Origin of the sequence: Proteus sp. ZN5, from assembly GCF_011046025.1 — a bacterium.
Lineage (GTDB): Bacteria > Pseudomonadota > Gammaproteobacteria > Enterobacterales > Enterobacteriaceae > Proteus.
Map to the genome: position 1 here is coordinate 3,968,712 of NZ_CP047639.1, position 24,202 is coordinate 3,992,913.

The 24,202-nt window shown below is 37.9% G+C and carries 19 protein-coding genes; 8 read left to right on the forward strand and 11 right to left on the reverse strand.

From position 1 onward, the window contains the following. Positions 1 to 34: 34 nt before the first annotated feature. The 3 genes from GTK47_RS18325 to ydhT are packed head-to-tail and all read left to right on the forward strand — an operon-like array spanning position 35 to position 2,497. The gene (locus tag GTK47_RS18325) at positions 35 to 706 is read left to right on the forward strand and encodes a 4Fe-4S dicluster domain-containing protein (RefSeq protein ID WP_165125861.1); all 672 of its coding nucleotides are present in this window, start codon (positions 35 to 37) and stop codon (positions 704 to 706) included. Then, on the forward strand, positions 703 to 1,500 hold the full coding sequence (gene phsC, locus GTK47_RS18330; RefSeq protein WP_088493716.1) for a thiosulfate reductase cytochrome B subunit: 798 nt from the start codon (positions 703 to 705) through the stop codon (positions 1,498 to 1,500). Before GTK47_RS18325 ends, phsC begins: the two co-directional genes overlap by 4 nt. 25 nt (positions 1,501 to 1,525) lie before the next feature. After that, positions 1,526 to 2,497, forward strand: a complete 972-nt coding sequence (ydhT, locus tag GTK47_RS18335) for a protein YdhT (protein ID WP_165125864.1) — start codon at positions 1,526 to 1,528, stop codon at positions 2,495 to 2,497. A 69-nt stretch (positions 2,498 to 2,566) separates the two neighbouring features. Here ydhT and brnQ read toward each other — a convergent pair whose 3' ends face one another. The 3 genes from brnQ to phoB all read right to left on the reverse strand — a co-directional run bounded on the left by brnQ (position 2,567) and on the right by phoB (position 6,401). Continuing rightward, a complete protein-coding gene (brnQ, locus tag GTK47_RS18340; RefSeq protein WP_165125867.1) occupies positions 2,567 to 3,910 on the reverse strand; it encodes a branched-chain amino acid transport system II carrier protein in 1,344 nt (447 codons plus the stop codon). Positions 3,911 to 4,389: 479 nt separating this feature from the next. Further along, the gene (phoR, locus tag GTK47_RS18345; RefSeq protein ID WP_165125870.1) at positions 4,390 to 5,688 is read right to left on the reverse strand and encodes a phosphate regulon sensor histidine kinase PhoR; all 1,299 of its coding nucleotides are present in this window, start codon (positions 5,686 to 5,688) and stop codon (positions 4,390 to 4,392) included. A gap of 23 nt (positions 5,689 to 5,711) precedes the next feature. Beyond that, positions 5,712 to 6,401 carry a phosphate regulon transcriptional regulator PhoB gene (gene phoB, locus GTK47_RS18350; protein ID WP_023580900.1) on the reverse strand — a complete coding sequence of 230 codons (690 nt, stop codon included), beginning with the start codon at positions 6,399 to 6,401 and terminating at the stop codon, positions 5,712 to 5,714. A 221-nt stretch (positions 6,402 to 6,622) separates the two neighbouring features. Here phoB and sbcD point away from each other — a divergent pair, with 221 nt between their 5' ends. The 4 genes from sbcD (at position 6,623) to GTK47_RS18370 (ending at position 13,675) form a co-directional block, all read left to right on the forward strand. After that, positions 6,623 to 7,852: an exonuclease subunit SbcD gene (gene sbcD / locus GTK47_RS18355; RefSeq protein WP_165125873.1), complete on the forward strand. Its 1,230-nt coding sequence runs from the start codon at positions 6,623 to 6,625 to the stop codon at positions 7,850 to 7,852. Then, entirely contained in the window at positions 7,852 to 11,580 is a 3,729-nt protein-coding gene (locus tag GTK47_RS18360) for an AAA family ATPase (RefSeq protein WP_165125876.1), read from the forward strand. The genes sbcD and GTK47_RS18360 overlap by 1 nt, the downstream gene beginning before the upstream one ends. Before the next feature lie 131 nt (positions 11,581 to 11,711). Then, positions 11,712 to 12,311 carry a nitroreductase family protein gene (locus GTK47_RS18365; protein WP_072069426.1) on the forward strand — a complete coding sequence of 200 codons (600 nt, stop codon included), beginning with the start codon at positions 11,712 to 11,714 and terminating at the stop codon, positions 12,309 to 12,311. A 153-nt stretch (positions 12,312 to 12,464) separates the two neighbouring features. After that, a protein-coding gene (locus tag GTK47_RS18370; protein ID WP_165121805.1) for an IS3 family transposase occupies positions 12,465 to 13,675 on the forward strand; the annotation gives its coding sequence in 2 pieces (ribosomal slippage) (positions 12,465 to 12,807 and positions 12,807 to 13,675; 1,212 coding nt in all). 71 nt (positions 13,676 to 13,746) lie between these two features. On the opposite strand, the gene GTK47_RS18375 is transcribed toward GTK47_RS18370, so the two are convergent. The 6 genes from GTK47_RS18375 to GTK47_RS18400 all read right to left on the reverse strand — a co-directional run bounded on the left by GTK47_RS18375 (position 13,747) and on the right by GTK47_RS18400 (position 20,401). Continuing rightward, on the reverse strand, positions 13,747 to 14,073 hold the full coding sequence (locus tag GTK47_RS18375; protein WP_165125879.1) for a type II toxin-antitoxin system RelE/ParE family toxin: 327 nt from the start codon (positions 14,071 to 14,073) through the stop codon (positions 13,747 to 13,749). After that, positions 14,048 to 14,278, reverse strand: coding sequence for a ParD-like family protein (locus tag GTK47_RS18380; protein WP_004245167.1), 231 nt, complete (start codon positions 14,276 to 14,278; stop codon positions 14,048 to 14,050). The genes GTK47_RS18375 and GTK47_RS18380 overlap by 26 nt, the downstream gene beginning before the upstream one ends. Positions 14,279 to 14,658: 380 nt before the next feature. Continuing rightward, positions 14,659 to 16,281: a bifunctional metallophosphatase/5'-nucleotidase gene (locus GTK47_RS18385; protein WP_165125882.1), complete on the reverse strand. Its 1,623-nt coding sequence runs from the start codon at positions 16,279 to 16,281 to the stop codon at positions 14,659 to 14,661. 19 nt (positions 16,282 to 16,300) lie between these two features. Further along, positions 16,301 to 17,077 (reverse strand): ribonuclease, encoded by a 777-nt coding sequence (locus tag GTK47_RS18390; protein WP_069368615.1) that lies wholly within the window; start codon positions 17,075 to 17,077, stop codon positions 16,301 to 16,303. 85 nt (positions 17,078 to 17,162) lie between these two features. Continuing rightward, positions 17,163 to 19,118, reverse strand: coding sequence for a bifunctional 2',3'-cyclic-nucleotide 2'-phosphodiesterase/3'-nucleotidase (locus tag GTK47_RS18395; protein ID WP_109393220.1), 1,956 nt, complete (start codon positions 19,116 to 19,118; stop codon positions 17,163 to 17,165). Between the two features lie 83 nt (positions 19,119 to 19,201). Beyond that, on the reverse strand, positions 19,202 to 20,401 hold the full coding sequence (locus GTK47_RS18400) for a porin (RefSeq protein ID WP_241256047.1): 1,200 nt from the start codon (positions 20,399 to 20,401) through the stop codon (positions 19,202 to 19,204). A gap of 1,326 nt (positions 20,402 to 21,727) precedes the next feature. Between GTK47_RS18400 and rdgC the strand changes: the two genes are divergently transcribed. Further along, entirely contained in the window at positions 21,728 to 22,636 is a 909-nt protein-coding gene (gene rdgC / locus GTK47_RS18405) for a recombination-associated protein RdgC (protein ID WP_165125888.1), read from the forward strand. A gap of 67 nt (positions 22,637 to 22,703) precedes the next feature. Here the strand turns inward: rdgC and yedF are convergent, their stop codons facing one another. Beyond that, complete coding sequence (gene yedF, locus GTK47_RS18410) at positions 22,704 to 22,946, reverse strand: sulfurtransferase-like selenium metabolism protein YedF (RefSeq protein WP_006535172.1); 243 nt, start codon at positions 22,944 to 22,946, stop codon at positions 22,704 to 22,706. Beyond that, positions 22,943 to 24,169 (reverse strand): selenium metabolism membrane protein YedE/FdhT, encoded by a 1,227-nt coding sequence (gene yedE / locus GTK47_RS18415; protein ID WP_165125891.1) that lies wholly within the window; start codon positions 24,167 to 24,169, stop codon positions 22,943 to 22,945. The genes yedF and yedE overlap by 4 nt, the downstream gene beginning before the upstream one ends. Between the last annotated feature and the right edge of the window lie 33 nt (positions 24,170 to 24,202).

The window sequence follows — 24,202 nt, forward strand, 5'->3', positions numbered from 1 at the left end:
TATTACAACATCATCAGACTGAGGAGCAAAAATAATGCGTGTTTCTCGCCGTAAATTTGTAGCAGGTATGGGATCGGTCATTTTTTTCAGTGCGCCACTAGGAAGTGCGCTTGCGGCAACTGCAGAAAAAAAACCTATCCGTTATGCCATGATCCACGATGAGACGCTCTGTAATGGCTGTAATATCTGCGCCACTGCATGTCGTCGATTAAATAAAGTACCCAATGGTATGGCACGAATGGATATTGCTCATATTCCATTAAGCCTCAAAGAAGACAACGATAAATACCATTTCTTTAGACACTCTTGCCAACAATGTGAAGATGCCCCTTGTATTCCGGTTTGCCCTACGGGTGCTTCTTGGCGTGATGAAAGCAATGGCATCGTTCGTGTTAATAAAGATAAATGTATTGGTTGTAGCTATTGTATATCAGCATGCCCATACCAAGTCCGTTATCTTAACCCTGTGACACATGTTGCTGATAAATGTGATTTCTGTCTTGAGTCTCGATTACAAAAAGGTTTCCCACCGATTTGTGTGAGTGCTTGTCCACAAAGTGCCTTGTTATTTGGTAGAGAAGACAGCCCTCAAATTCAAGAATGGCTCAAAACACACGATTACTATATTTATCAACTTGATGGTGTAGGAAAACCGCACCTCTATCGTCGTGTAGGGCCTCATGTACAAGAGGAGGGTAAAGTATGAGTATCGTCAATACAATGCCAGATAGTGCTCAGTTCCAAGCCGCACTAAAAGAGTATGTTTTAATCTATACTCCCGACTATTTACCTCTTTGGCTAATTGTTGCAGGCGTATTATTTATTGGCATGCTACTTGTGCTCGCACTACATGGCTTTTTACGTTATCGCTTTGCCACACCACATGGTGAATCGCATAAAGAAGAGAAACTCTATCTTTACTCTAAAGCTGTTCGTTTGTGGCACTGGAGTAATGCCTCTTTATTTATTCTGTTACTTCTAAGTGGTGGCATCAACCATTTCGCCCTACTTTCAGCCCACGATACTGCGTTATTAGTCAGTGTGCATGAAATCTGTGGTTATCTGCTCTTGGTTTGCTGGTTGTCCTTTGTTCTTATTAATCTTGTTGGTGGTAATGGCAAGTTTTACCGCATTGATGGTAAAAACTGGTTTCAACGCGCCTTTATGCAAACTCGTTTTTATCTCTACGGTATTATCAAAGGAGAAGGTCATCCCTTCCCAGCAACACCTAATGTTAAGTTTAATCCACTGCAACAAATGGCTTATTTAGGTGTGATGTATGCGTTAGTTCCACTGCTTTTGATAACCGGTGTTTTACTTCAAAATCCAGCATTCATTCCTGCTGATGCCGTCATGTTTAAAGCTTGGTTATTAATCGCACACCAAATATTAGCTGTATGTAGTGTCTTTTTTATCATTGGTCACCTTTATCTGTGCACAACAGGAAAAACACCATTCCAAACATTTCGCAGTATGGTTGACGGTTACCATAGACACTAATTAATACATGGATTAAGGAGCTTATATGTCAGTCCCTTCAAAGGAAAATATTAGATTAACAAAAGAAGACTTACGACAACTGCATGTTTCAACTTCGCTTTATCGTTGGTTTTTACGTTATTTTCCTGATGGAGGCACTTACAGTGCTATTCATAGTGAGTTAATAAAACAGCGCCGTACACAGTGGATAGAAAGCTTTATTCAATATATTTATTTACGTCATTTTAGTGAAGCATCCTTTGCCAAACAGGAACAAGAAGTCATGGAAAACATCTTGTTCCTGCTCGGCAATGAACAACAACAAGGCGTGACATTACAACGTCTGCCCTATCACAACACTTTACCAACCTCTGAAAATATTCAATTTTCTACCGAATGGCATCAATTAATCCTAAAAAGCCAGCAATTAAGCACTGATCTTGCTTTATGTGGCAGTAATAACATCGTCGCTTTTTCTGGTGATGAAAATAGCATTTCTAACACGGGTTATAGCAATCAATTGATGAATACGGGTTTTGCTGGAAAAGTGTGTAATACGGGTAATCAGTGTCGTATTGGTAGCTTAGGTGGGCGCTCTCGCATTTGTAATAGTGGCAATGATGTCAAAATTTATGCGTCAGGTAATGGTGTTCATATCGCAAACAGTGGTATACGTAATTTCATTACCGCCTCTCAAGACCGCGCAAAAGTCACTAACACTGGTGATTTAGCGCAAATCAATGTTACTGGAAATAACTCTGTGGCAATTAATACAGGTGATAACTGTAAAGTCACGGTATCTGGCGACAACAGTATTTGTATCTCAACAGGTGAGCTCCATCAGTTCTGCTTAGGAAAAGGCGGTAGTGCTGTTATTGCTTATCATGACGGCAATCGTACCCGCTTTAAAATCTTCTATGAAGGTGAGGATGGTATCGTCGCCGGAGTTCATTACTATTTAGATGAAAATCAGCATCCTATTGCACATATAAAACAGAACTCGACTTCTGTTAATTAATACCTCAAATATATATTATTAAAAAAGGGAAACTTTCGTTTCCCTTTTTATTTTTGCAATCAATGTACTTTATTGCTTATTGATGGCTTCAGTATGGATCACTTTTTTACTCTGTGAGCCTGCGACTCTATCGTAAATAGCACACACAACAATCGTCACTAATACTGGGATCAACCACGCTAAACCTTGCTCACTTAGTGGCAGTTTTGTCGCCCATTCTGGTAATAAATGTTTCAGATAATCAGACGCTTTTATTGCATCAAAAATACCGAAAAATAAGCTAACAACCATTGCTGGCGCGATAATACGGCTTGGGTTATTCCACAGACGTAATGTGAAACTCATTAAAATAATCACAATACAAGGTGGATAAATCATTATCAGTACAGGAATAGAAAACGCGATCAGCTTACTTAACCCTAAGTTTGAAACAACGGCTGAAAATATCGCTAAAATCAACACTAATACACGATAAGAGATAGGCAAATAACGGCTAAAAAACTCTGCACAGGCACAGGTTAAACCAACAGCTGTCACCATACAGGCTAAGAAAATCAGTACGGCTAAGAAGAAGCTACCAAAATTGCCGAAAGTGTATTGAACATAGGCATGTAAAATATCGGCTCCATCTTGAGCGCCCGGAATGATACTGCCACTGCTAGAGCCTAATTTAAATAAACTCAAATAAATCGCAGTTAATAATACACCCGCAATAATTCCTGCCCACATGGTATAACGTGTTAACAGTGATGAATTATCAATTCCTCGAGAGCGGGCTGCATTAACAATAACAATACCAAAAACCATAGCGCCCAATGTATCCATGGTAAGGTAACCGTTAATAAACCCCTGAGTCAACGCCATATCACGATAAGCTTCAGTCGCAGGAATAGCGCCACCAGCAGGCCAAAATACCGCAGCCACACCTAATATCGCTAATGCCAGAATTTTAATCGGCGCAAGAATATGACCAACACTGTCTAGCAATTTCCCCGGATAAAGCGAAATACCAATAACAATTAAGAAATAGACAATGCTGTAAATTAGCAATGATATTTCTGTATCACCCACTAAAGGAGCAATACCCACTTTAAAAGAAACCGTTGCAGTACGAGGGGTTGCAAAAAGAGGTCCAACAGCAAGATAGGCAACAATGGCTAATAACAATCCCATTGATTTACCAATAGGTGTGCTTAATGCCTCAATGCCACCACCGACTTTTGCCAGTGCAACAACCGTTAAAACAGGTAAACCCACACCGGTGATCAAAAAGCCAATCGCAGCAGTCCAAACAAATTCGCCTGACTGTAAACCGACCATTGGAGGAAAAATAATATTGCCAGCGCCAACAAACAGGGCGAATGTCATAAACCCTAATGCCAGAATATCTCTGGAAGTTAATCTATGTGCCATAAGTTTTGTTAATATGTAGTTACAATAATGGTTAAATCACGCCAAGATAGCGCAACATAAAATCAACAATATCTATTTAAGCTCATATCGTCATTATTCAGGATAATATCCATATATAATCATTTCATGCAGAGCAATTAGGTACTAAATAGAAAAAATTGCCGATAACTGCTCACAAGTAAAACTTTTATAATGAAAAAAGGCAATAGCCAATCCTAAAACCAGAATAATCATCTAAACTATTTTTCAGCACTAGTTATAACTGTCATATATCATCGAATATACATGATATGATTTGTGCATTTTATCACCAATAATATTGTTCGTTGGTATCATTTAAAGTTACCATTAATTAATAATATTAAAATTTAACGCTACGATATTAGTTTTTATTGATATTAAAAAGATCAAGAAAGGGACAAAAAAACCTTTATCACAGATTAAAGACAAGTGATAAAGGCTTTAAAAAAGACATACTGCTAGTGTGTTTTTTTAGCAGTAAGCAATGTTTGAGGAAGGATAAAAGAGAACGTACTCCCAACACCAACTTTACTTTCAATATTCAATTGAGAGTGATGATGGAGCAGTGATTTTTTCACAATAGCCAAACCTAACCCAGTACCGCCCGAATGACGAGAGCGAGCTTTATCAACACGATAAAAGCGCTCTGTTAAACGAGTTAAGTGTTCAGCGCTAATCCCCGATCCATTATCTGAGACACTAAATAACATGCCTTGGGGAATTTTCTTCCAACTGACGTTGATTGTTGTACCTTCTTCAGTGTGATTAATGGCGTTATACACTAAGTTAGAAACCGCACTACGCAATTGCTCTTCATTACCTCGAACAACCCATTGTTCATCAACATCAAAAATAATATGGTGTTGACCTTGACTCAATGAGTCTGCTTCTTGTTGTAATAAAGCCAGAATGGCAGGAATATCAACAATCTTATTTAAATCGATATGAGGATCAGATTCGATACGAGAAAGCTGTAAGAGTTGTTGAACAAGCGTATCCATACGTTTAGCTTGCTCTTGCATGGTGACTATTGCCTTATGCTCTGCAGGTTTGGCAACATAATTTTCTTCCATCATTTCAAGATAACCTTGAATAACGGTTAGCGGTGTTCTTAACTCATGACTGACATTAGCAAAAAAATCTCGCCGTGAATTTTCCAATTTATTTTTTTCTGTTACATCGCGAGCCACCATCAAGCGCTGATCTTCGCTATACGGCATCACACGAAACTCCACAATAGAACCATTATTGAGTGAAAGGGTTAAAGGTCGGCTAAAATCACTTGCGGTAAAATAGTGCAAAAAATCTGGGTAACGTAATAAGTTAAAAATAGTTTGCCCATTGTCTTCCGGCCACCGAAAACCTAACAAGTGTTGAGCAAGGCTGTTACACCAAAAAATATTACCTTCATTTGTCATCATCACAACAGCATCAGGCAAGCTTTCAGCGCCACTTCTAAAACGTTTAATTAAGTCGCCTAGTTCTCGACGCCGTTTACGGTTGCGTTGTTGTGTTTGTCGAATGCCATAAAAAATAGGCTCCCATCCTCCTCTGCCTTCTGGTGGTAAAACAGAGCGATCTAGCCATAACCATTTAGACAATTTCATCAAATTATAAGCATGCCAGACCAAAGCACTGAGGAGTGATACCACCAGCAACCAAGAAAGATGCCCGATAAAAAGCGATAATATAAAAGCAGGTAAGCAAAATAGACATAGCCCCCAAACGAGGGCTTTCCACGATAGTCGTTCTAACACCTGACGATTACTCCCATATTGACTTAGAAACGGGCAGAGAAACGATATCCCGTTCCACGTACTGTCTGTATCATTCTGTCATGACCATCTTCTTCAATGGCCTTACGTAAACGACGAATATGCACATCAACAGTACGGTCTTCAACATAAACATTCGTTCCCCAAACGTAGTTTAGCAGTTGTTCTCTGCTATACACTCGTTCAGGATGTGTCATAAAAAAGTGCAGGAGTTTAAATTCGGTGGGTCCCATATCAATCGGTTTATCTTGACTCGTTACTCGATGAGAAACAGGATCAAGTCCTAATCCATTGAATTCAATAATATCTTCCGCAGACATTGGTGATAATCGTCGCAAAATTGCTTTCACACGAGCTACAAGCTCTTTAGGTGAAAAAGGCTTAATAACATAATCATCAGCCCCCGTTTCTAGCCCTTGGACTTTATCTTCTTCTTCCCCTTTTGCCGTTAGCATAATAATTGGAATATCACGGGTGTTACTTTCCCGCTTCATCTGTTTTATTACCTGCAAGCCTGATCCACCGGGGATCATCCAATCTAATAAAACCAGATCAGGGTAAGGATCAATAAGAAAGCTCAATGCAGAATCATAGTCTTCTGCTTCAATAGGTTGAAAACCATTTTGTTCCAAAACAAAACAGATCATCTCTCGAATTGCGGTTTCATCTTCAACAACAAGAATACGCCTTGCCATACTCTATCCTGTGTAATGTATATAGAGGGTCAAAATGATTATGATGCAGTTTTATGACAGATTTATGACTAACCTTAACATTACTGAAATAGATCCCTGTTGTTAAGGTAAATAAATCATTTTTCGGTGAAATATCACTCAAAAAGAAGGCTTGTTGCTGGGTTTTCACTAAAAAAGTAAGGTGCGCTATACTCTTCATCAAATAAAAAAGAGGGATAGCAATGCGGATTATTCACACATCAGACTGGCATTTAGGGCAATATTTTTTTACTAAAACCCGCTCACAAGAGCATCAACAGTTTCTTGATTGGTTATTAGCACAAATTAAACATTATCAAGTTGACGCATTGATTGTTGCAGGCGATATTTTTGATACTGGCTCCCCTCCGAGTTATGCCCGAGAGCTTTATAACCGCTTTGTTGTTGCTATTCGAGATACACAATGCCAGCTCGTTATTCTAGGTGGTAACCACGATTCTGTAGCGACACTAAATGAATCTAAATCATTATTAGCATGTTTAAATACAACGGTTATTGCCAATGTTCATGCTGAAACACCACAAGCCCCGCTCATTCTTCCTCAAAAAGATAATACTCCGGGAGCATTACTTTGCGCGATCCCTTATCTACGCCCTAGAGATATGATAAGTAGTAAAAGTGGGCAATCAGGTGCTGAAAAACAAAATATCCTAAAAGAAGCGATTGCTGATTATTATCAAGCTCAATATCAAGAGGCTCTCGATTTACGTAAGCAACTGAACGTCAATATTCCTATTATCGCAACAGGTCACCTTACAACCATTGGTGCAAGTGTAACGGACTCTGTACGTGAAATTTATATCGGTACTTTAGAGGCTTTCTCTGCAACACTGTTTCCTGAATTTGACTATATTGCTCTTGGTCATATTCATCGCCCTCAAGTGGTAAATAAATCAGGCCATATTCGTTATAGCGGCTCTCCTATTCCTTTAAGTTTTGATGAAAGTGGTCAACAAAAAAGCGTCTGCCTTATCGATTTTGAACAAGATAAATTAAATAACCTCACACTATTACCGATTCCTGAATTTCAGTTACTACGCACTATCAGGGGGTCATTAAAAGAGATAGCCATACAACTTGACGAATTAAAAAAACAATACGATGAAACAGATACCACTATTTGGTTGGATATCGAAGTTTCAACACAAGATTATCTCAGTGATATACAAACTCGTGTTCAAGAGCTAACTAACGATCCCCTTTTTGAAGTGATCTTATTAAGAAGATCCAGAAAACAGCGCCAAGCATTCACGCAAAATGAGAACGAAACACTGACCGAATTAACGGTTTATGATGTTTTTGAAAGACGCTTAGAACAGCATGAATTTGATTCAGAAGAAACTAAAACACGATTAACAACATTGTTTAAACAAGCTGTTGAAATGGCAGAACAAGAGGATAACGAAGCATAATGAAAATCTTAAGTCTGCGATTTAAAAATATTAACTCTTTAAAAGGTGAGTGGAAAATCAACTTTGACCAAGAGCCTTTTGTTAGCAACGGATTATTTGCTATCACAGGTCCTACGGGGGCAGGAAAAACCACACTATTAGATGCGATTAGCTTAGCGCTTTATCATCGAACGCCACGATTAGATAAAGTCACACAATCACAAAATGAATTAATGACGCGTCATACTGCAGAGTGCTTGACCGAAGTTGAATTTGAAGTCAAAGGTGTGGCTTATCGTGCATTTTGGGAACAACGCCGTGCCAATTATAAAGAAGATGGCAATCTTCAAGCACCACAGGCTGAACTCGTTAAAATAAATACAACGGGAGGCGAAGACAAAATCTTAGCCAGCAAGATAAGCCAAGTAAAAGAGATGATCATTAATATTACGGGGCTTGATTTTGATCGTTTCACTAAGTCTATGTTGCTTTCTCAGGGACAATTTGCCGCCTTTTTAAATGCAGATGATAAATCTCGCGCTGAATTACTCGAAGAACTGACTGGCACAGATATTTATCGCCATATCTCCCAATCGATCTTTAAACATTGGCGTGAAGAAGAACAAGCCTTAAAAACACTAAAGCAGCAAGCCGAAATGATGGCGTTATTAGATGAAAATGCTCGCCAAGCTTTATTAACTGAACAAACTGATCTTTTTGCCAAAGAGAGCCTATTACAAAAAGAACAACAGGAATATCAAGCAGCAAAGCAGTGGCAAGAAAAAAACATTGAAATCAATAAAAACAATCTATTAGCACAAAACGGAGTTAACTTAGCACAAGAAGCATTAGTTGCTGCCAAGCCCGATATTCAACGTCTTGAAAATAGCGAACCCGCTGAAAAACTCCGTCCAATTTATGACGAAAAAAATCGTCTATTAAAAGAACAAACCTATATTGAGTCACAACTCTCAACCCTGAAAGCAGAAAAACAGCTTATTGAACAACAAAGCCAACCTATTAATCAGCATCTAGTGGAGGCTCGTGACACATTTAAACAACACGATGAGAAAAAACAGCAAATATTACAACTTATTCGTGAAAAAGTGACGCCATTAGATAATCAGTTAGTCTTGCTACAACAAGATATTTCAGCAAAAACACAGCAAAAGAATACGCTGGAAAAAACACAGTCAGAATATCTGGGAAAAATACAATTAGCAGAAACTCAATTAACTGACTCACAAAAGCAATTAAATGAATTAAGTGAATATCTAAATCAGCATACAAGTCATGCTCAACTTGCTGAGAATTTACCTTTATGGCAACGCTATTTTGAGCAATATGATGAAGTCACAGAAAAATATCTTATTAGCAAAAAAAGTGAAAAAACAGAGCAAGAAAAAGAACACACTCTCAAACTTGCCTTAGAAAAAGCAACTAAAGCGTTAGAGCAACAACAACACGCTCTTAATTTACAGCAACAACAATTAAGTGAATTACAAACACAACTTGAGCAACAAAATAAAGCCAATGTCATTGCAGATATTCCTCATCGCTTGCAACAAATTTCTCAGCAAAGAAATACGCTCGCAAAAATAATGGGATTACAGGCTCAATTACAGCGTGCTCTAAAAACTGAACATCTGTACCAAAAAAGTCATTCAGAAAATCAGCAAAAAATATCTGTGCTGACTGAAAATATCAGCAAAAATGGCATCGTTTTAAAAGAGAAAGAGCAACACCTTAAAGATTTAAATGACAATTATCTTTTAATTCGGAAATTAGCAGAATACGAAGAAGAGAGACAACGTTTAGTTAAAGACAATCCATGTCCTGTTTGTGGTTCAACTGAACATCCTTATGTTGAAAAATATAAAGAAATAAAACCAGATGAAACAAAAACACGATTAGATATTTTAACGCAACAAGTTCATACATTAACCATAGAGTTAGTAGAACAAAAAACACAGCGTGCTAACTATCAAGCTCAAAACGAAAAATTAAGTAGCGACCTTGAGCAACTAACACAAGATATTTCGTCATTAAAACAACAATGGCGAGTCTTAGCTCAAACGCATGCATTACCGGATGTTGACTGCGAAGAAACAGTTTTAATTCAATTAGATGCAATACTTGAAAAAGAAGATAATTTACTGACGCAAAAACGAGTAAGTTACCAAGCATTAGAAGCAAAAATTCAGCAAGAATACAAACTGTTATCTGATAGCAAAGAACAATTTTATCAACAACAGCAAGCTATTTTTCATCAACAAAATCAATTTGCTCAGCAACAGAAAGAAGTTTTCAATAAACAACAACAAACAGTGCAATATCTTCAACAAAAAACCCAATTAGCGCTAGATATTCAATCTCTTGTCAAACAACAAGGTTATGAGTTACAGTCGTTTGAAGATAAAATTCAATGGATTAATACACGTAAAGAAGAAAGCCAACAATATCAATCGACATTAAAAACACATCACGAATTACAACAAACAATCCGCGAATTATTCTTAACGCAGGAAGAGAGAAAACGCTATTTAGCAGAAGTTCAAAAAGAGCTTGATGCTGTTTTAGTCCATTTACAACAACTATATCAACAACAAGAACAGCTAAAAGCACAACGCCAAGCTTTATTCGGCACACAAACCACCGAAGATGCTCGCAATGATTTGGATAAACAAAGTCAGTTGTTACAAAAACAAATTGAGCAATATAGCGAAGAAAAAAATCGACTCGAAATCCGTTTAAATCAGCTTATTGGCCAATATCAGGAAAACGAAAAATCACTACAACGGCTTCATGTTCACTCACAAGCCACCCTTGAACAATATCAAAATAGATTAAACAACAGTCCATTTGATGATGAAAATGCCTTTTTAGCCTCATTACTATCAGTTGAAGAAAGAAATCGCTTACAAGAACAACAAAAACAACGACTTGATAAGCTTCTGCAAGAAAAAACGCGTTTGGATACACAAGAAAACGTATATCAACAGCACTTATCACAACAACCAATATTGGCAACACAACAAGATCTCGAACAAATTACCGCTCAATTATTGGTGTTAGAAACACAGTTTACTCAATTACAAGAAACGAAATTTCGTATTCAAGAACAACTGCGTACTGACGAGGAAAAGCGTAAAGAGCAACAGGATCTACTGACTCATATTGCCAAACAACAATCTCAGTTTGATGATTGGAGTTATTTAAACGAATTAGTGGGATCTGCATCAGGAGATAAGTTTAGCCGTTTCGCCCAAGGATTAACGCTTGATCATCTGATTTACTTAGCTAACCGTCGTTTAGAAAAGCTTCATGGGCGTTATTTCTTACAGCGTAAAACACCAGCAAGCCTTGAATTACAGATTGCAGATACATGGCAAGCAGATGCACTGCGGGATACTCGCACGCTTTCTGGTGGCGAAAGCTTCTTAGTCAGTTTATCACTCGCTTTAGCGCTTTCGGATCTAGTCAGTAACAAAACTCAAATCGAATCACTATTTCTAGATGAAGGCTTTGGCACATTAGATCCTGATACCTTAGATATTGCATTAGATGCGCTCGATAGCCTTAATGCATCCGGCAAAATTATTGGTGTAATTAGTCACGTAGAAGCCATGAAAGAGCGCATTCCAGTGCAAATTAAAGTGAAGAAAGCCGGCGGCTTAGGTATTAGCCAACTCGCTCCCGAGTTTAGATATGTAGATAAACAGAATCTAAATCAAACAGTTAAAAACTAGGTCGAATATTTTGACGTAGCTGATTAAATTTTTTATATATCAATAAATCACTGCTAAGCCCTATAGTATGTCCATAGATTAGCTCAAGCTAAGACACGCTTTAAGCGCTTAAATTTATCAAGGAGACAATCATGTCTAACGCATTTACTGATTTAATGAAAAAACGTAGAACAATTTATCATTTAGGTAATCAACTTCCAATTAGCGAAGACAGAGTCACTGCGATTATCAAAGAAGCGGTTAAAGAGAGTCCAACAGCATTTAACTCACAGACATCTCGTGTTGTTGTTCTGTTTGGTGAACAACATCAAAAACTGTGGGATATCGTTAAAAACACACTGAAAAAATTAGTACCCGCAGAAGCATTTAGTGCAACTGAAGCAAAAATTAATAGCTTCGCCGCAGGTGCTGGTTCAATTCTGTATTTTGAAGACACCGATATTGTAAAAGGTCTTCAAGAGCAATTCCCACTGTATGCGGATAACTTCCCTGTATGGTCAGAACAAGCAAGTGGTATGGCGCAACTTTCTGTTTGGACGGCATTAGCAGCAGAGAACGTAGGTGCGTCATTACAACACTACAACCCAATTATTGATGATGAAGTTCATGCAACTTGGGATCTGCCAAAAACATGGAAATTAAGAGCTCAAATGGTCTTTGGTTCGATTGAACAAGAGGCTGGCGAGAAGAATTATATGGAAGATGATTCACGCTTTAAAATCTTCAAATAAGTGTTAGAACAGACATCTGACAAAAGACCCTAGCAATAATACCCTCTTTTTTTACTTTCATTCCTTGCCCACAGCCACTGTGGGCTTTTTTTATTACATATGACCCATCCTAAATAAGGTTGACACTTTTCCAATCTGAAATTGGAGAGTGTAATGAAACCAATCACTAAACGAACTCAACGCGATTATTCTCTCGCTTTTAAATTACAGCTTGTTGACCAAGTTGAAAAAGGCGAATTAACCTATAAACAAGCTCAAGATCACTATGGTATACAAGGATGCTCTACTGTTTTAGTTTGGCTTCGTAAGCATGGTAGGTTAGATTGGTCAAACGGTACCCCTGATACTTTTTATAGAGGTTCAGCTATGACCCAATCTTCTGAACAACAAACGCCGGAACAACGCATTAAGATCCTTGAAAAGGAACTTGAAGAAGCTCGGCTTAAATCCGATTTTTTCGAAGCTGTGGTTAAAGTCATGGATAGAGACTTTGGAGTTCGTTTGTCAAAAAAGCGCAAAGCCGAGTTATTAAAGAAAAAACGGTTAAAAACCTCACCGTAACAATTGCTTGTCGTTTTATGCAGATCAGCCGACAGGCTTATTACAAGAGACTGGATAGAATTGAGGAACGAAAGAAAGCCGATTCAGCCATTATTGACGTTGTTAAATCTGAACGAGTCTTACAACCTCGACTGGGTGGGCGTAAATTACATTTTATTTTAAAGCAAAAACAGATGGTTATTGGTCGTGATCGACTATTTTCTTTATTGAAAGAACATCAGTTACTGGTGCCTAATAAACGGGCTTATCATCGAACAACCTTAAGCCATCATCGTTTTCATCGGCATCCAAATTTAATTAAGTCAGGGTTTATCCCCACACAACCAGAACAGCTTTGGGTGGCAGATATTACCTATTTATCGACGCATGAAGGTGATACTTATTTGAGTTTAATTACGGATGCATATTCACGAAAAATCGTGGGATATCATTTAGATGACAATATGAAAACAAGTTCAGTGAAGAAATCGTTGGTTCAGGCGTTAAAAAAACGGACTTCGACAACTTCGTTAATCCATCATTCAGATCGAGGGATACAGTATTGTTCTTCGGAATATCAGGAGATACATAAAGAGCATAATATTCAATGCTCTATGACTGATGGGTATGATTGTTATCAAAATGCCTTAGCGGAACGAATTAATGGAATATTAAAAATGGAGTATCTACTGATAAAACCGAGTAATTTGGAACAAGCGAGAAAATTAGTAGAAGAATCAATTCAACTCTATAATGAAAAACGACCACACTTATCGTTAAACTATAAAACGCCCGATGAAGTACATCGAGCGTTTTATGCCTGAAAGCTGTCAACCTATATCAGGACTAGTCAATATCCACAAAAAAAGAATGGTGGCCTTATGCCACCATTCTTTTATGATTTGATTAATTTCAGATCGGTTTTTCGCTGTTTTTTCTGAGCATCATAGAAATTTCCATGAGACCCTATATGCAGTAGATATAGCTCAACTTTGTTGGCTATCCACGAATAACCTAGTAGTACAGTTAATTCATTAAGCCTAAATTTGTGTACTCTAAGATAAGCAAGATCACCCTTTTTCTGCTCACCAATCAATGAATTATCAATTATTTGATCAATTTCATCTTCAATAATTTTCGCATCTGATTCAGGCAATTTTTTCATTGCCTTTTCAAATCGAGCCGACTGATAAACATCAATCTCTTTTTGTGGTTCGGACATATCGAGAAACCTTTTTGTTTTCGACTTCCGCCTGTGCCAGTAACAATTCTTCGATAAAGCTATATGGCAGATCAGGGTTATCTTCAGCTATACGCCCTATTTTGGCCCAGTGTTCAATTTGTTTAGGAACACTTCTGCTTTTCGCTTCCGCATGAATTTTAGCATCAGACACAAAGTCTTCATCTAGTCTTACGGAAATAGCCATGATTTACACTCCTAATACCTATCGGGTGCTTTAACTTTATAGAATTAATCCTATAAGTTTTTATGTTAAATAATTTATAAGAACTTAGTCCCATAAATTTTTATATTAATAACTCACGATAAAAAATGAAATCTTTTGTCGCTAAACGCAACAATATACCACATAATATCTATTGTAAAGACTTCAAATTTAGTTCTCATATCTTAATATTCACTAAGACACACCTGTTTCCTAATAGAAACATAAAAAAAGAGCAAAGTGCGCAATGAATACAAAGGTAGGGATGGACCCTTTGTGTTCAACACTTTGCTCTCTTTATTTATTTACGCACCTCTTACCGAAGTAAAAGGTGCGATTTTCACAAGGCGTATGAAAATACGTTATTTACGTGTGATGTTATTTGCTTTTGGTTGAGCAATTGGAGACTGCTCAGCAAAGTATTTCACGACTGCATCAACATCTGGCACGCTGTAAACTGGATCTTTACCTTCTTTCAGTACAGAGAAGTTACTACCACCTGTTGCTAAGTATTCGTTAGCAACAACACGGTAATTCGCTTTCATATCTACTGGTTTGCCATCAATTTTCATTGATTCAACGATAACACGGTTACCATTAGAGGCTTTGCTATCCCATGTGTACTGGAAGTTACCTGAAATCGCTAACACTTGTGGACGTGAACGATCCCATTGTTGTTCTAATAGGCGTTTGATTTGTTCACCCGTTAACGTTTGAGTTAACAGTACGTTAGAGAATGGCTGTACAGTGTAGATTGCGTTATAAGAAACGTCACCACCTGTCATATCAGCACGAATACCACCGCTGTTCATCAATGCGATTTGTGCGCCACCCATATCTTTTGGTTTTGCAGTATATAAATGCGCATCAGCAATTACTTGACCCAGTGCAGACTCACCCGCGTCATTCGTTTGCTTGTTCAGGTTACCTTCTAACTTACCGATAATACGGTTAGCTAATGGGGTAGCGATTTTTTCGTAAGCTTCTAACAGTTTAGTCACTGCTGGATCTTTTTCGTATTTACGGTTATCAACCCAAATGTTACGAGCTTCGATATCAACAACATCTTTTGTTGTTTTATCTAATTTCAGGTCGATACGCGTTAACATTGCACCATTAGATTGTGCAGATGTTACTGATTTACCGTTGATAGTACAGTTGTAAGCTTGGTGAGTATGACCAGTAACAACGAAGTCGATAGCTGGATCTAATTGTTCAACAACACCCAGAACTTTACCTGTAATACCATTACATGCGTTGATATTAACTGGACCACCATCACGACGCTGTGCAGCACCTTCGTGGATCAGAACACCAATTGCTTGAACGCCTTTTGCTTTTAACTGAGGCACTAATGCGTTAATTGTTTTTGCTTCATTGTGGAAGCTTAAACCTTCGGTTCCTTTAGGTGTTACGATAGCCGCAGTACCTTCTAAAGTTAAACCGATGAATGCAACAGGAATACCGTTGAATTCTTTAATAACGTATTCTGGGAATAATGTTTTGCCCGTTTCGTTAACAATAACGTTAGCCGCTAAGTATTGGAAATCTGCGCCTTTAAACTCAGTTGGGCCTTGGCAACCCGTTACTGGGTGACAACCACCGTTTTGTTTACGCAGTAACTCGCCCATGCCTTTATCAAATTCGTGGTTACCCACAGAAGTTGCTTCTAAGCCAGCTAATGATAATGCTTCAATTGAAGGCTCATCATGGAACATTGAAGATAACAGTGGGCTTGCACCAACCATATCACCCGCCGCAACAACGATGTTGTTCGGGTTATCTTTCTTCATTTCTTTAATTAACGTAGCCATGTGTTCGATGCCACCAGGTTTGTTTGGACCTGGCGCTTTTAGCGCACCATGGAAGTCGTTCATTGCGATAACACGCACATCAACAACATTAGCTTCGTCGTAGTTCTTTGCACAACCTGCTAATAAGACTGAGCTTACTGCAAGTGCAACGAGTTTGTATTTATGGTTCATTTAAAATTTATCCCTAAGATCAAAATTCACGTTTCGGACAATCAATTACTTCGAAATCTTTGCTATAACAGATATAGAATTCATCTCGATTAATTTGAATTTCTTTATCCTTCAGTGATGGATTATGTTCTTTTAAGAACTTAATCAATGCACTGTTTGAAGGACGGCCTTCTGGTAATACTAACGCTTCATACAACTCTTTTTGTTTACCAAAGAATGCATCTGGTGTATCAAACGCACACACACCGTGTTTTTCCCATTCACCTTGTAGCAGATCGATACCTGGAGAATCACACAGATAAGGTTTGATAGCAGAGTATTCTAAAGGTGGTAAATCGCCTTTACATAAACGAGGATGCTTGCGTATGTCTTTCCAATCGCGGCACTCTTCCCATGATTTACCATCACAGGTTTCAGCCCACAGCCCATGAACAATCCAGCCAAATTTGTTATCAGAGAAACACTGGATTTCAAATTTATCATACTCACGTTTTGCACGATCTTTTTCATTATCGTTATTTAAACGTTTGATATTATTACTTTTATAATCACAAAAAGCCGGTGAGTAGTTAATCGCTAATTTAAAGTAATCTGTTGATGCTGTGCTATTTTGACCATAGCGATCATTAGAAGCAATGTAGTCGTAAGGTGCTGTTGGAGCATCAGGTAAAATACAAGATACGCCTTCAACTAATTTAGCTTGAGGTTTTAATGGTTCTGTAATTTCAGGTGCTTGCGTTGCACATCCTGCTAACACTAAAGCAAAAGCAGCAGGTAATAGCTTCATAAAGCGCATAAAATCCCCTTAAAGAGCAATAAATTTTACTCTCTTGGTTCAAAAAGGTAAGAAAAACCTGCCCTGAATGGGCAGGTTTAATTGCTTATTTCTTCTCAGTTAAATCGATTTTGTAAATTGCAAAACCGATTTCGTCATTTTCCACGAAGGTCATTGGATACTGAGCAAAATCTTTAATAAATGCAGCTGCTTTTTCACTTGGAGAAGTTTCAAAACGCACATCTAACGCTTTATCAGTCTTAATAGGTAAGAATGACCAGTTGTTAGCAGCTTTTGTTGCTACTTCACCTTTTTCTTTAGTTTGTTTAGCAATGTAAGAAGCTAAAATTGCACGGTTTTCATCTGGAGATGCAAACGCAATATTCGCTTCACCTGTACCTGCAAATTTACCGCCGTATCCACGGTAGTTATTTGTTGCGATCAGGAATGTTGCTTTAGGATCGATTGGTTTGCCTTCATAAGTCACATCTTTGATACGATTCGCATCTTTGTTAACCACTTGGCAATCAACGTCATATTTAGCTGGTTGAGTTAAGTCAACTTTATAGTTCACACCGCTAATGGTGTCGAAGTTATAAGTACGGAAACCATCCCAGTTGATCAGTTCTTGTGGTTTAGTTGAATTAGGATCAACTTGGTTCCACATACCTGCTGAACATTCTAACCACTCAACAACATCAGCACCGGTCGCTTTAACAACCACTAATGTGTTTGGATACAGATATAAGTCTGCTGCATTACGGAATGTTAAGTCACCTTTTTCAACTTCTACGAAGTCTGCTGGTGCGTTTTTACGACCGCCCGCTTTAAATGGCGCAGCTGCACCTAATACTGGTAAACCGTCTAAGTTCGGATCACCTTGAATAAAGTGTTTGGTGTAATCAACTTGTGCATCATTAACGATTTGTACAGTTGGATCACTTTGTACTAATGCTAAGAAGCTGTACATGTTGGCAGAAGCTTTACCAATGTGTTTACCCACGAAATCACGGGTACCTTGGTGTGCTTTTTCGATGATTTGAGCTAATTCAGCATCACGTTCAACTAATGCTTTTTTGTTTGCTTTATCAAAGATAGGACGCGCTTCACCTGTTGCTTCGGTCATCACCCATTTACCGCTGTCGTTATTGATAACCATATCAACGACACCTAAGTGATCACCCCATTGGCCTGGCATAACAGCAGGAACACCATTTACGGTACCTTTCGCTGTATCTACGCCTTTAATGCCTTCAAATTCTTTGCTTGGGAATACGCCATGAGCGTGACCAAACATGATTGCATTGATACCTTCAACTTCGCTTAAATAATAAACAGAGTTTTCCGCCATTGCTTTGTATGGCTCTGACGCGAAACCAGAGTGAGGAATAGCCACAATCAGGTCAGCACCCTCTTTTTTCATTTGAGGGACGAATTTTTTCGCTGTTTCTGTAATATCGTTTACAACGACCTTACCATCCAGATTGGCTTTATCCCAGATTAAGATCTGTGGTGGTACGAAGCCGATATAACCAATCTTGATAGTGTGTTCTTTACCATCACGATCTTTTACTGGTGTATCAACAATGATATAAGGTGTGAAATAGTTTTTGCCTGTTTTCGCATCCATCACGTTGGCGTTGATGTAAGGGAATTTAGCACCGGCAATGGCTTTTTTCAGGTAATCTAAACCATAGTTGAATTCATGGTTACCAAAGTTACCTACTGTGTAGCCCATGGTGTTCATCAGCTGGTGAGCAGGATGAGATTCGCCTTTTTCTAAGCCTTTAGCTGCTTGATAGTCAGCCAGCGGGCTACCTTGGATCAAGTCGCCGTTATCAACTAAAATCGCATTGGTTGCTTCAGCTTTTGCTGCTTTAATTAAATTAGCAGTACGGACATAACCAAACTGTTCTGTTGGTTTGTCTTTGAAGTAGTCAAAGTCGATTAAGTTACTGTGAACATCAGACGTCTCCATAATACGAAGATCGACTGTCGCAGCATTCACGTTGAATGCGACAAACATTGCTAATGTTGAAATTTTCAACACATTCTTAACCATTACACACCCCTTATATATTGGTTAACAGGAGAGCAAAATGGCTCTCCTTTCGTTACTTCTGTCAAACAGTCACTTTAAAAGGACTAGAAGTACAGACGCATACCTGTTTCGAAGATATATTGTTTTTTATCTTCATACTTCACGTTATCACTGCGAGCATCATCGTATGCCATTTCAGCAAATAAACGTAAGTTGTTATATTTAGATACTGCAAAACGTTTATCTACACCCACAGTATAGGTTTCTTTTTTGTAGTTGAACGTGTTTGCGTCACCATCACGCAGGTAGTAACCCGCATACATACCACTTTCAATACGATCCCAGTGCCATTTCACACCAACACCATATAAATCTGCTTTCCAGTCGCCTTTAACTGAGTTCCAACCACGAGGGTTTTTAAATTGGTTTTCATAAAGTGCTAAACCTGGGTTTTTAGCACGAGATTGACCATAGTCTAAACCAATAGAAAATTCACGGCCTGGGAAGAAGTATTCAGCACCAAAAGCTAAAATACTGTTTTCAGGTGTTTTGTCTTTATTTGGACCTGAATTGTTTGCTTCACCTTTAGCTGCAGAATAGCCTGCATCAAATTCTAAGCCGAAGGTTGATTTATAGAAACCAACTAATGAGTAAGCTCGTGTAATATCACCTGCAACACGACGGCCATCTTCACCTGTTTTACCAGTCACAGTGCCCGCTAATTTAAAGCCTTCATAACGGTTAGTTTCTAAGAAAATAGTTTGTGGTAAACGAGTCATAAAGTTGTTTTTACCAACACCATTCGTATTTACGTATTTACCATTAACGCTCGTTTCACCACCGGAATAACCTACTGAACGACCTAATACATCGCTAAAGTAGAATACACCAGTGTTACCATAGCCATAGCTTGATTTTTTCACCCAGTCGATCGGAATATAGGTACGACCAAATTGGATTTGACCATAATCACGGTGAGAGAAACCGACATAACCCACACGGTTGTACATTTCAAAGTTTGATTTAGGGTTGTCACTGTTTGTTTTTTGAGTGTCTGAACCCCACTCTAATTTACCAAAAACTTTGATATCGTTAGTCAGTTCGTGTGAACCGAAGAAACCGATACGGCTACCGTCATCATTCATTTTCATTTCATGATTTTGGCTAGTCACTTGTGTTTTTAAACGGAACTGACCGTTTACATCAAAACGTGTACCTTTATCGTTATACACGTTTACTGCGTTTGCAGATCCAGAAAGAACCAACAAACCAACCAGTGCTGCTAGAGGCTTCAAGCTTTTCATGATTAAAATACCCATCTATTTTCTATAGTTTTATGATTTTCTTTAAGGTCAAAAATAATACCGCCGTATATAGTTGACCTGAGATTCAGACAAAAGATCTCTGCCACGAATTTCGAAAAAGAAAATCGCTCTCACAATTGATAATTTTTATAGCTACTAATTATGACTCTACAAAATTTTCTTAAAGGTTTTAATTTCCTTGACACAGACGTAATCACCAATAAGACACAAAAATAATATCCTCATTATATTTAAATAAGGGCATTGCTTTTATTTCTGTCAGGAAAAGAAATAGGTCGTTGAGTTTTCGATGGCATATTACTCAAAAAAAAGCCCTGCTTTCGTGATGCAGCCCACAATTACACCAATGTGCATTTTCATGGTTACATACCTAAGTGATAGGTATCACAATTAAAGGTAAAGATACGTGTTTTTTGAACTTAATCAACTTTTTAAAAATAGCACTTTTGAATTTTTCTTTTATATTTCATTTCGTTATAAGACTCTTTTTTTTGCTAATAAAAAATTTATCTCCTTATTTAATATATTTAAAAGGAAGTATTAATTTTAACCACTAAATAAATAACACTAAAGATTTAAATATTGTTATTCCTAATTAATAATTTTTATCTTTATATTTATTTCTTATTTAAATAAAAGCAAAATCACATTTAAATACAATTTAACTGGTGGTAACGAGTAACACTCACTCGAAAAAAGAATAATTAACTACAAATATTAAAAAGAGAAGCACAAGAATACCATTCAATCACAATATCTAATCAATACGTACAAGTAACAACAAAACCAAATCAAACATTACAAAATCTAAACTATTACCATGGTTAATATAAAAAGCCAGATCGTGCTCTTTTATCGACATTTGAAAAAAAAATATCAAAATTTGTGATCAAAATCACTCCAATTATCATGAAAAACCTCAATCCACATTTTCCTAATTTTGTGATAGTCATCACGTGATAATGTCAGGAATATTTTTGTTTTGTAAATTAATGCGGGGATAAATCTGAAAGTGATTTCAGTTTGTAAACAAAAAAGAGCCTAAAAACAAAATTACGTGATCGTAATCACATAATGGTTTGTGCTAAAAATCATGTTATTTCATTATCAATATTCTTAATTAACTCAACTCAAATAAGAATGAAACTCATTATCATAAAGTAGGTTTACTAATTATTCGTTTCAGCTTTTTTATCTTTTTATTAAATAACTCTGTATTGGTTTTCTTTTAAGGGATATTACCTTTTAGATACCCTAAACATTCAGTATCATATTGCGGTAAATAATGATTAAGGGGAATGTCAGATGCTGTGGTTTAAAAATATTTTGGTCTATCGCTTAAATAAAGAGATAGCTCTGTCAATGGATGAGTTAGAACAACAGCTTGCTTCATTGGCATTCACACCTTGTAGTAGCCAAGATATGACTCGAACAGGTTGGGTTTCACCAATGGGAGATCGTGGTGAAGCATTTATCCATGTTGCAGGTAAACAAGTCATGATGTGTGCACGAAAAGAAGATAAAATCTTACCTGCAACAGTCATCAAGCAAGCCCTGCAAGACAAAGTTGAAAAACTTGAAGGTGAGCAAGGCCGTAAACTGAAAAAGACAGAGAAAGCCACCTTAAAAGATGAAGTTGTGCATACTCTACTTCCTCGCGCATTTAGTAAATTCTCACAAACTTTTATTTGGCTAGATTTAGAAAAACAACTCGTTATTGTTGATTCGGGCAGTGCAAAACGTGCCGAAGATAACTTAGCCTTGCTACGTAAAACCTTAGGTTCACTACCGGTTGTTCCACTAAACTTTAATGAATCCGTTGAGTTAAAAATGACAGAGTGGGTACGCTCTGGAGAACTCCCTGCTGGCTTTACCTTAATGGATGAAGCAGAACTAAAAGCAGTGCTAGATGAAGGTGGTGTTATTCGTTGTAAGAAACAAGAGTTAGTTTCTGACGAAATTGCCACACATATTGAAGCGGGTAAATTTGTCACCAAACTTTCTATAGATTGGGAAGATCGTCTGCAATTTATGCTTTGCGATGATGGTTCTATCAAACGTATCAAATTCAGTGAAACTTTACGTGAACAAAATGACGATATTGATAAAGCTGATTTTGCCCAACGTTTTGATGCCGACTTTGTTTTAATGACCGGTGAATTAAGCGCCTTGATTGAACGCGTCACGGAAGTCCTCGGCGGCGAAGCAGAGTAACGCCATTTTATTAAAGAAAACAGCCTATCATTTTATCTAAATAGGCTGTTTTTTATTTAATAAAAATTTATTTTTGAATTAAATAACGGATAGTCGGACCATCTTGTTGAATATCTAATACGGTATATCCGTAATTTTTCGCATCAAGTGGAATATTGTTGATTGATTGAGGGCAATCACTCACCACTTCTAATATTTCGCCTTTTTTCAGTGATGGCATAGCTTCAAGCGTTGCCACCGCAGGATAAGGGCAAGGTTCACCAACCATATCTAGACGATAATCAGGAATAATGGTGTCTTTCTGGCTCATGCGATTTCCTTATTAATCTGCGTTGAAATAGATTGTGCTTGTTGGGCTTTTTTACGGAAAAAGTGTTTTTCCCACCAAAGTAATAATACAAATGACACACCAAGCATTAGATACGTCACACCTAATCCCCCCACAGGGCCAAAGGTATCAAGTAAATTAATCTTGTCATAATCCGTTGCGATCACAGAGGCAAAATCATCCCAATAATAAGCCAGTAATGTTGAACCAATTACGTTACCAAGCCCAACCCACCAAAAGTGAATTTGACCTTCAACGGCACGATACATCCAACCAGTTTCACATCCACCAGCCAAAACAATACCGAAACCGAAAAGCAAACCACCAATAACGGCATTCGGACCTGCCCACATAATTTTAGGTGCAGCACCTAGCTGAACATAACTGAAGATCCCAATCGCACTCACCGCCATACCGATGATAATCGCTTTTGCCATATGGGTTCTGCCTGTTATCCATAAGTCACGGAAAGCAGAAGTAAAACAGATTTGTGCTCGTTCAATTAAAATACCAAAACCAATACCGCCTAACATAGCGAAACCCAGTTTTGGTGAATCAAAGAGAATAATTAAAGACCACGCAATCATGGCAAAAAAGATCACCATTCCTAATCGAAAGCGACGTTTCGCACGTTGTTTATCTTGAGTAATAGGTGAAGCTTGGCTGACTTTTTGCAGTTTTACCGGAATACGAAACAGAGGCATCAATGATAATTTGGCACCAAAGTAAGAGCCGATTGCCGTTGCAACAGCAAAAAACCAAGCATGTAACGAGAACTGAGGAATGCCAGTAAAGAAGGCTGCAAGGTTACAACCCATTGCTAGACGAGCACCAAAACCTGCGATGATCCCACCTAAAATAGCTTGAAGAATACGAATTTTATGTTGAGGATGACGAAGTTTGACGTTATTAGCCCAAAGAGCGGCCATAATACAACCTCCAAACATCCCGATAATCATAACGCCATCAATACGCGTTAATGGCGTACCTTCAAGACCGATGATTTTAAAATAACCCCATTCTTCAGGGTGAGCACCAAACCATTGCATAACATGACCACCCCAGCGAGTAAATTCACCAGTGACAGCCCAGAAAGTGCCGGTTAAACCAAAGTAGTAAGTTGATAAGATACCTGCCGCGATAACTGCTGGAAGAGGCTTCCAAAAACGGATCAGGTACTGGGATTTAAATTCTGACCAAGACATGTTTTTTCCTAGAGCTTACCTCTACGAGAGACC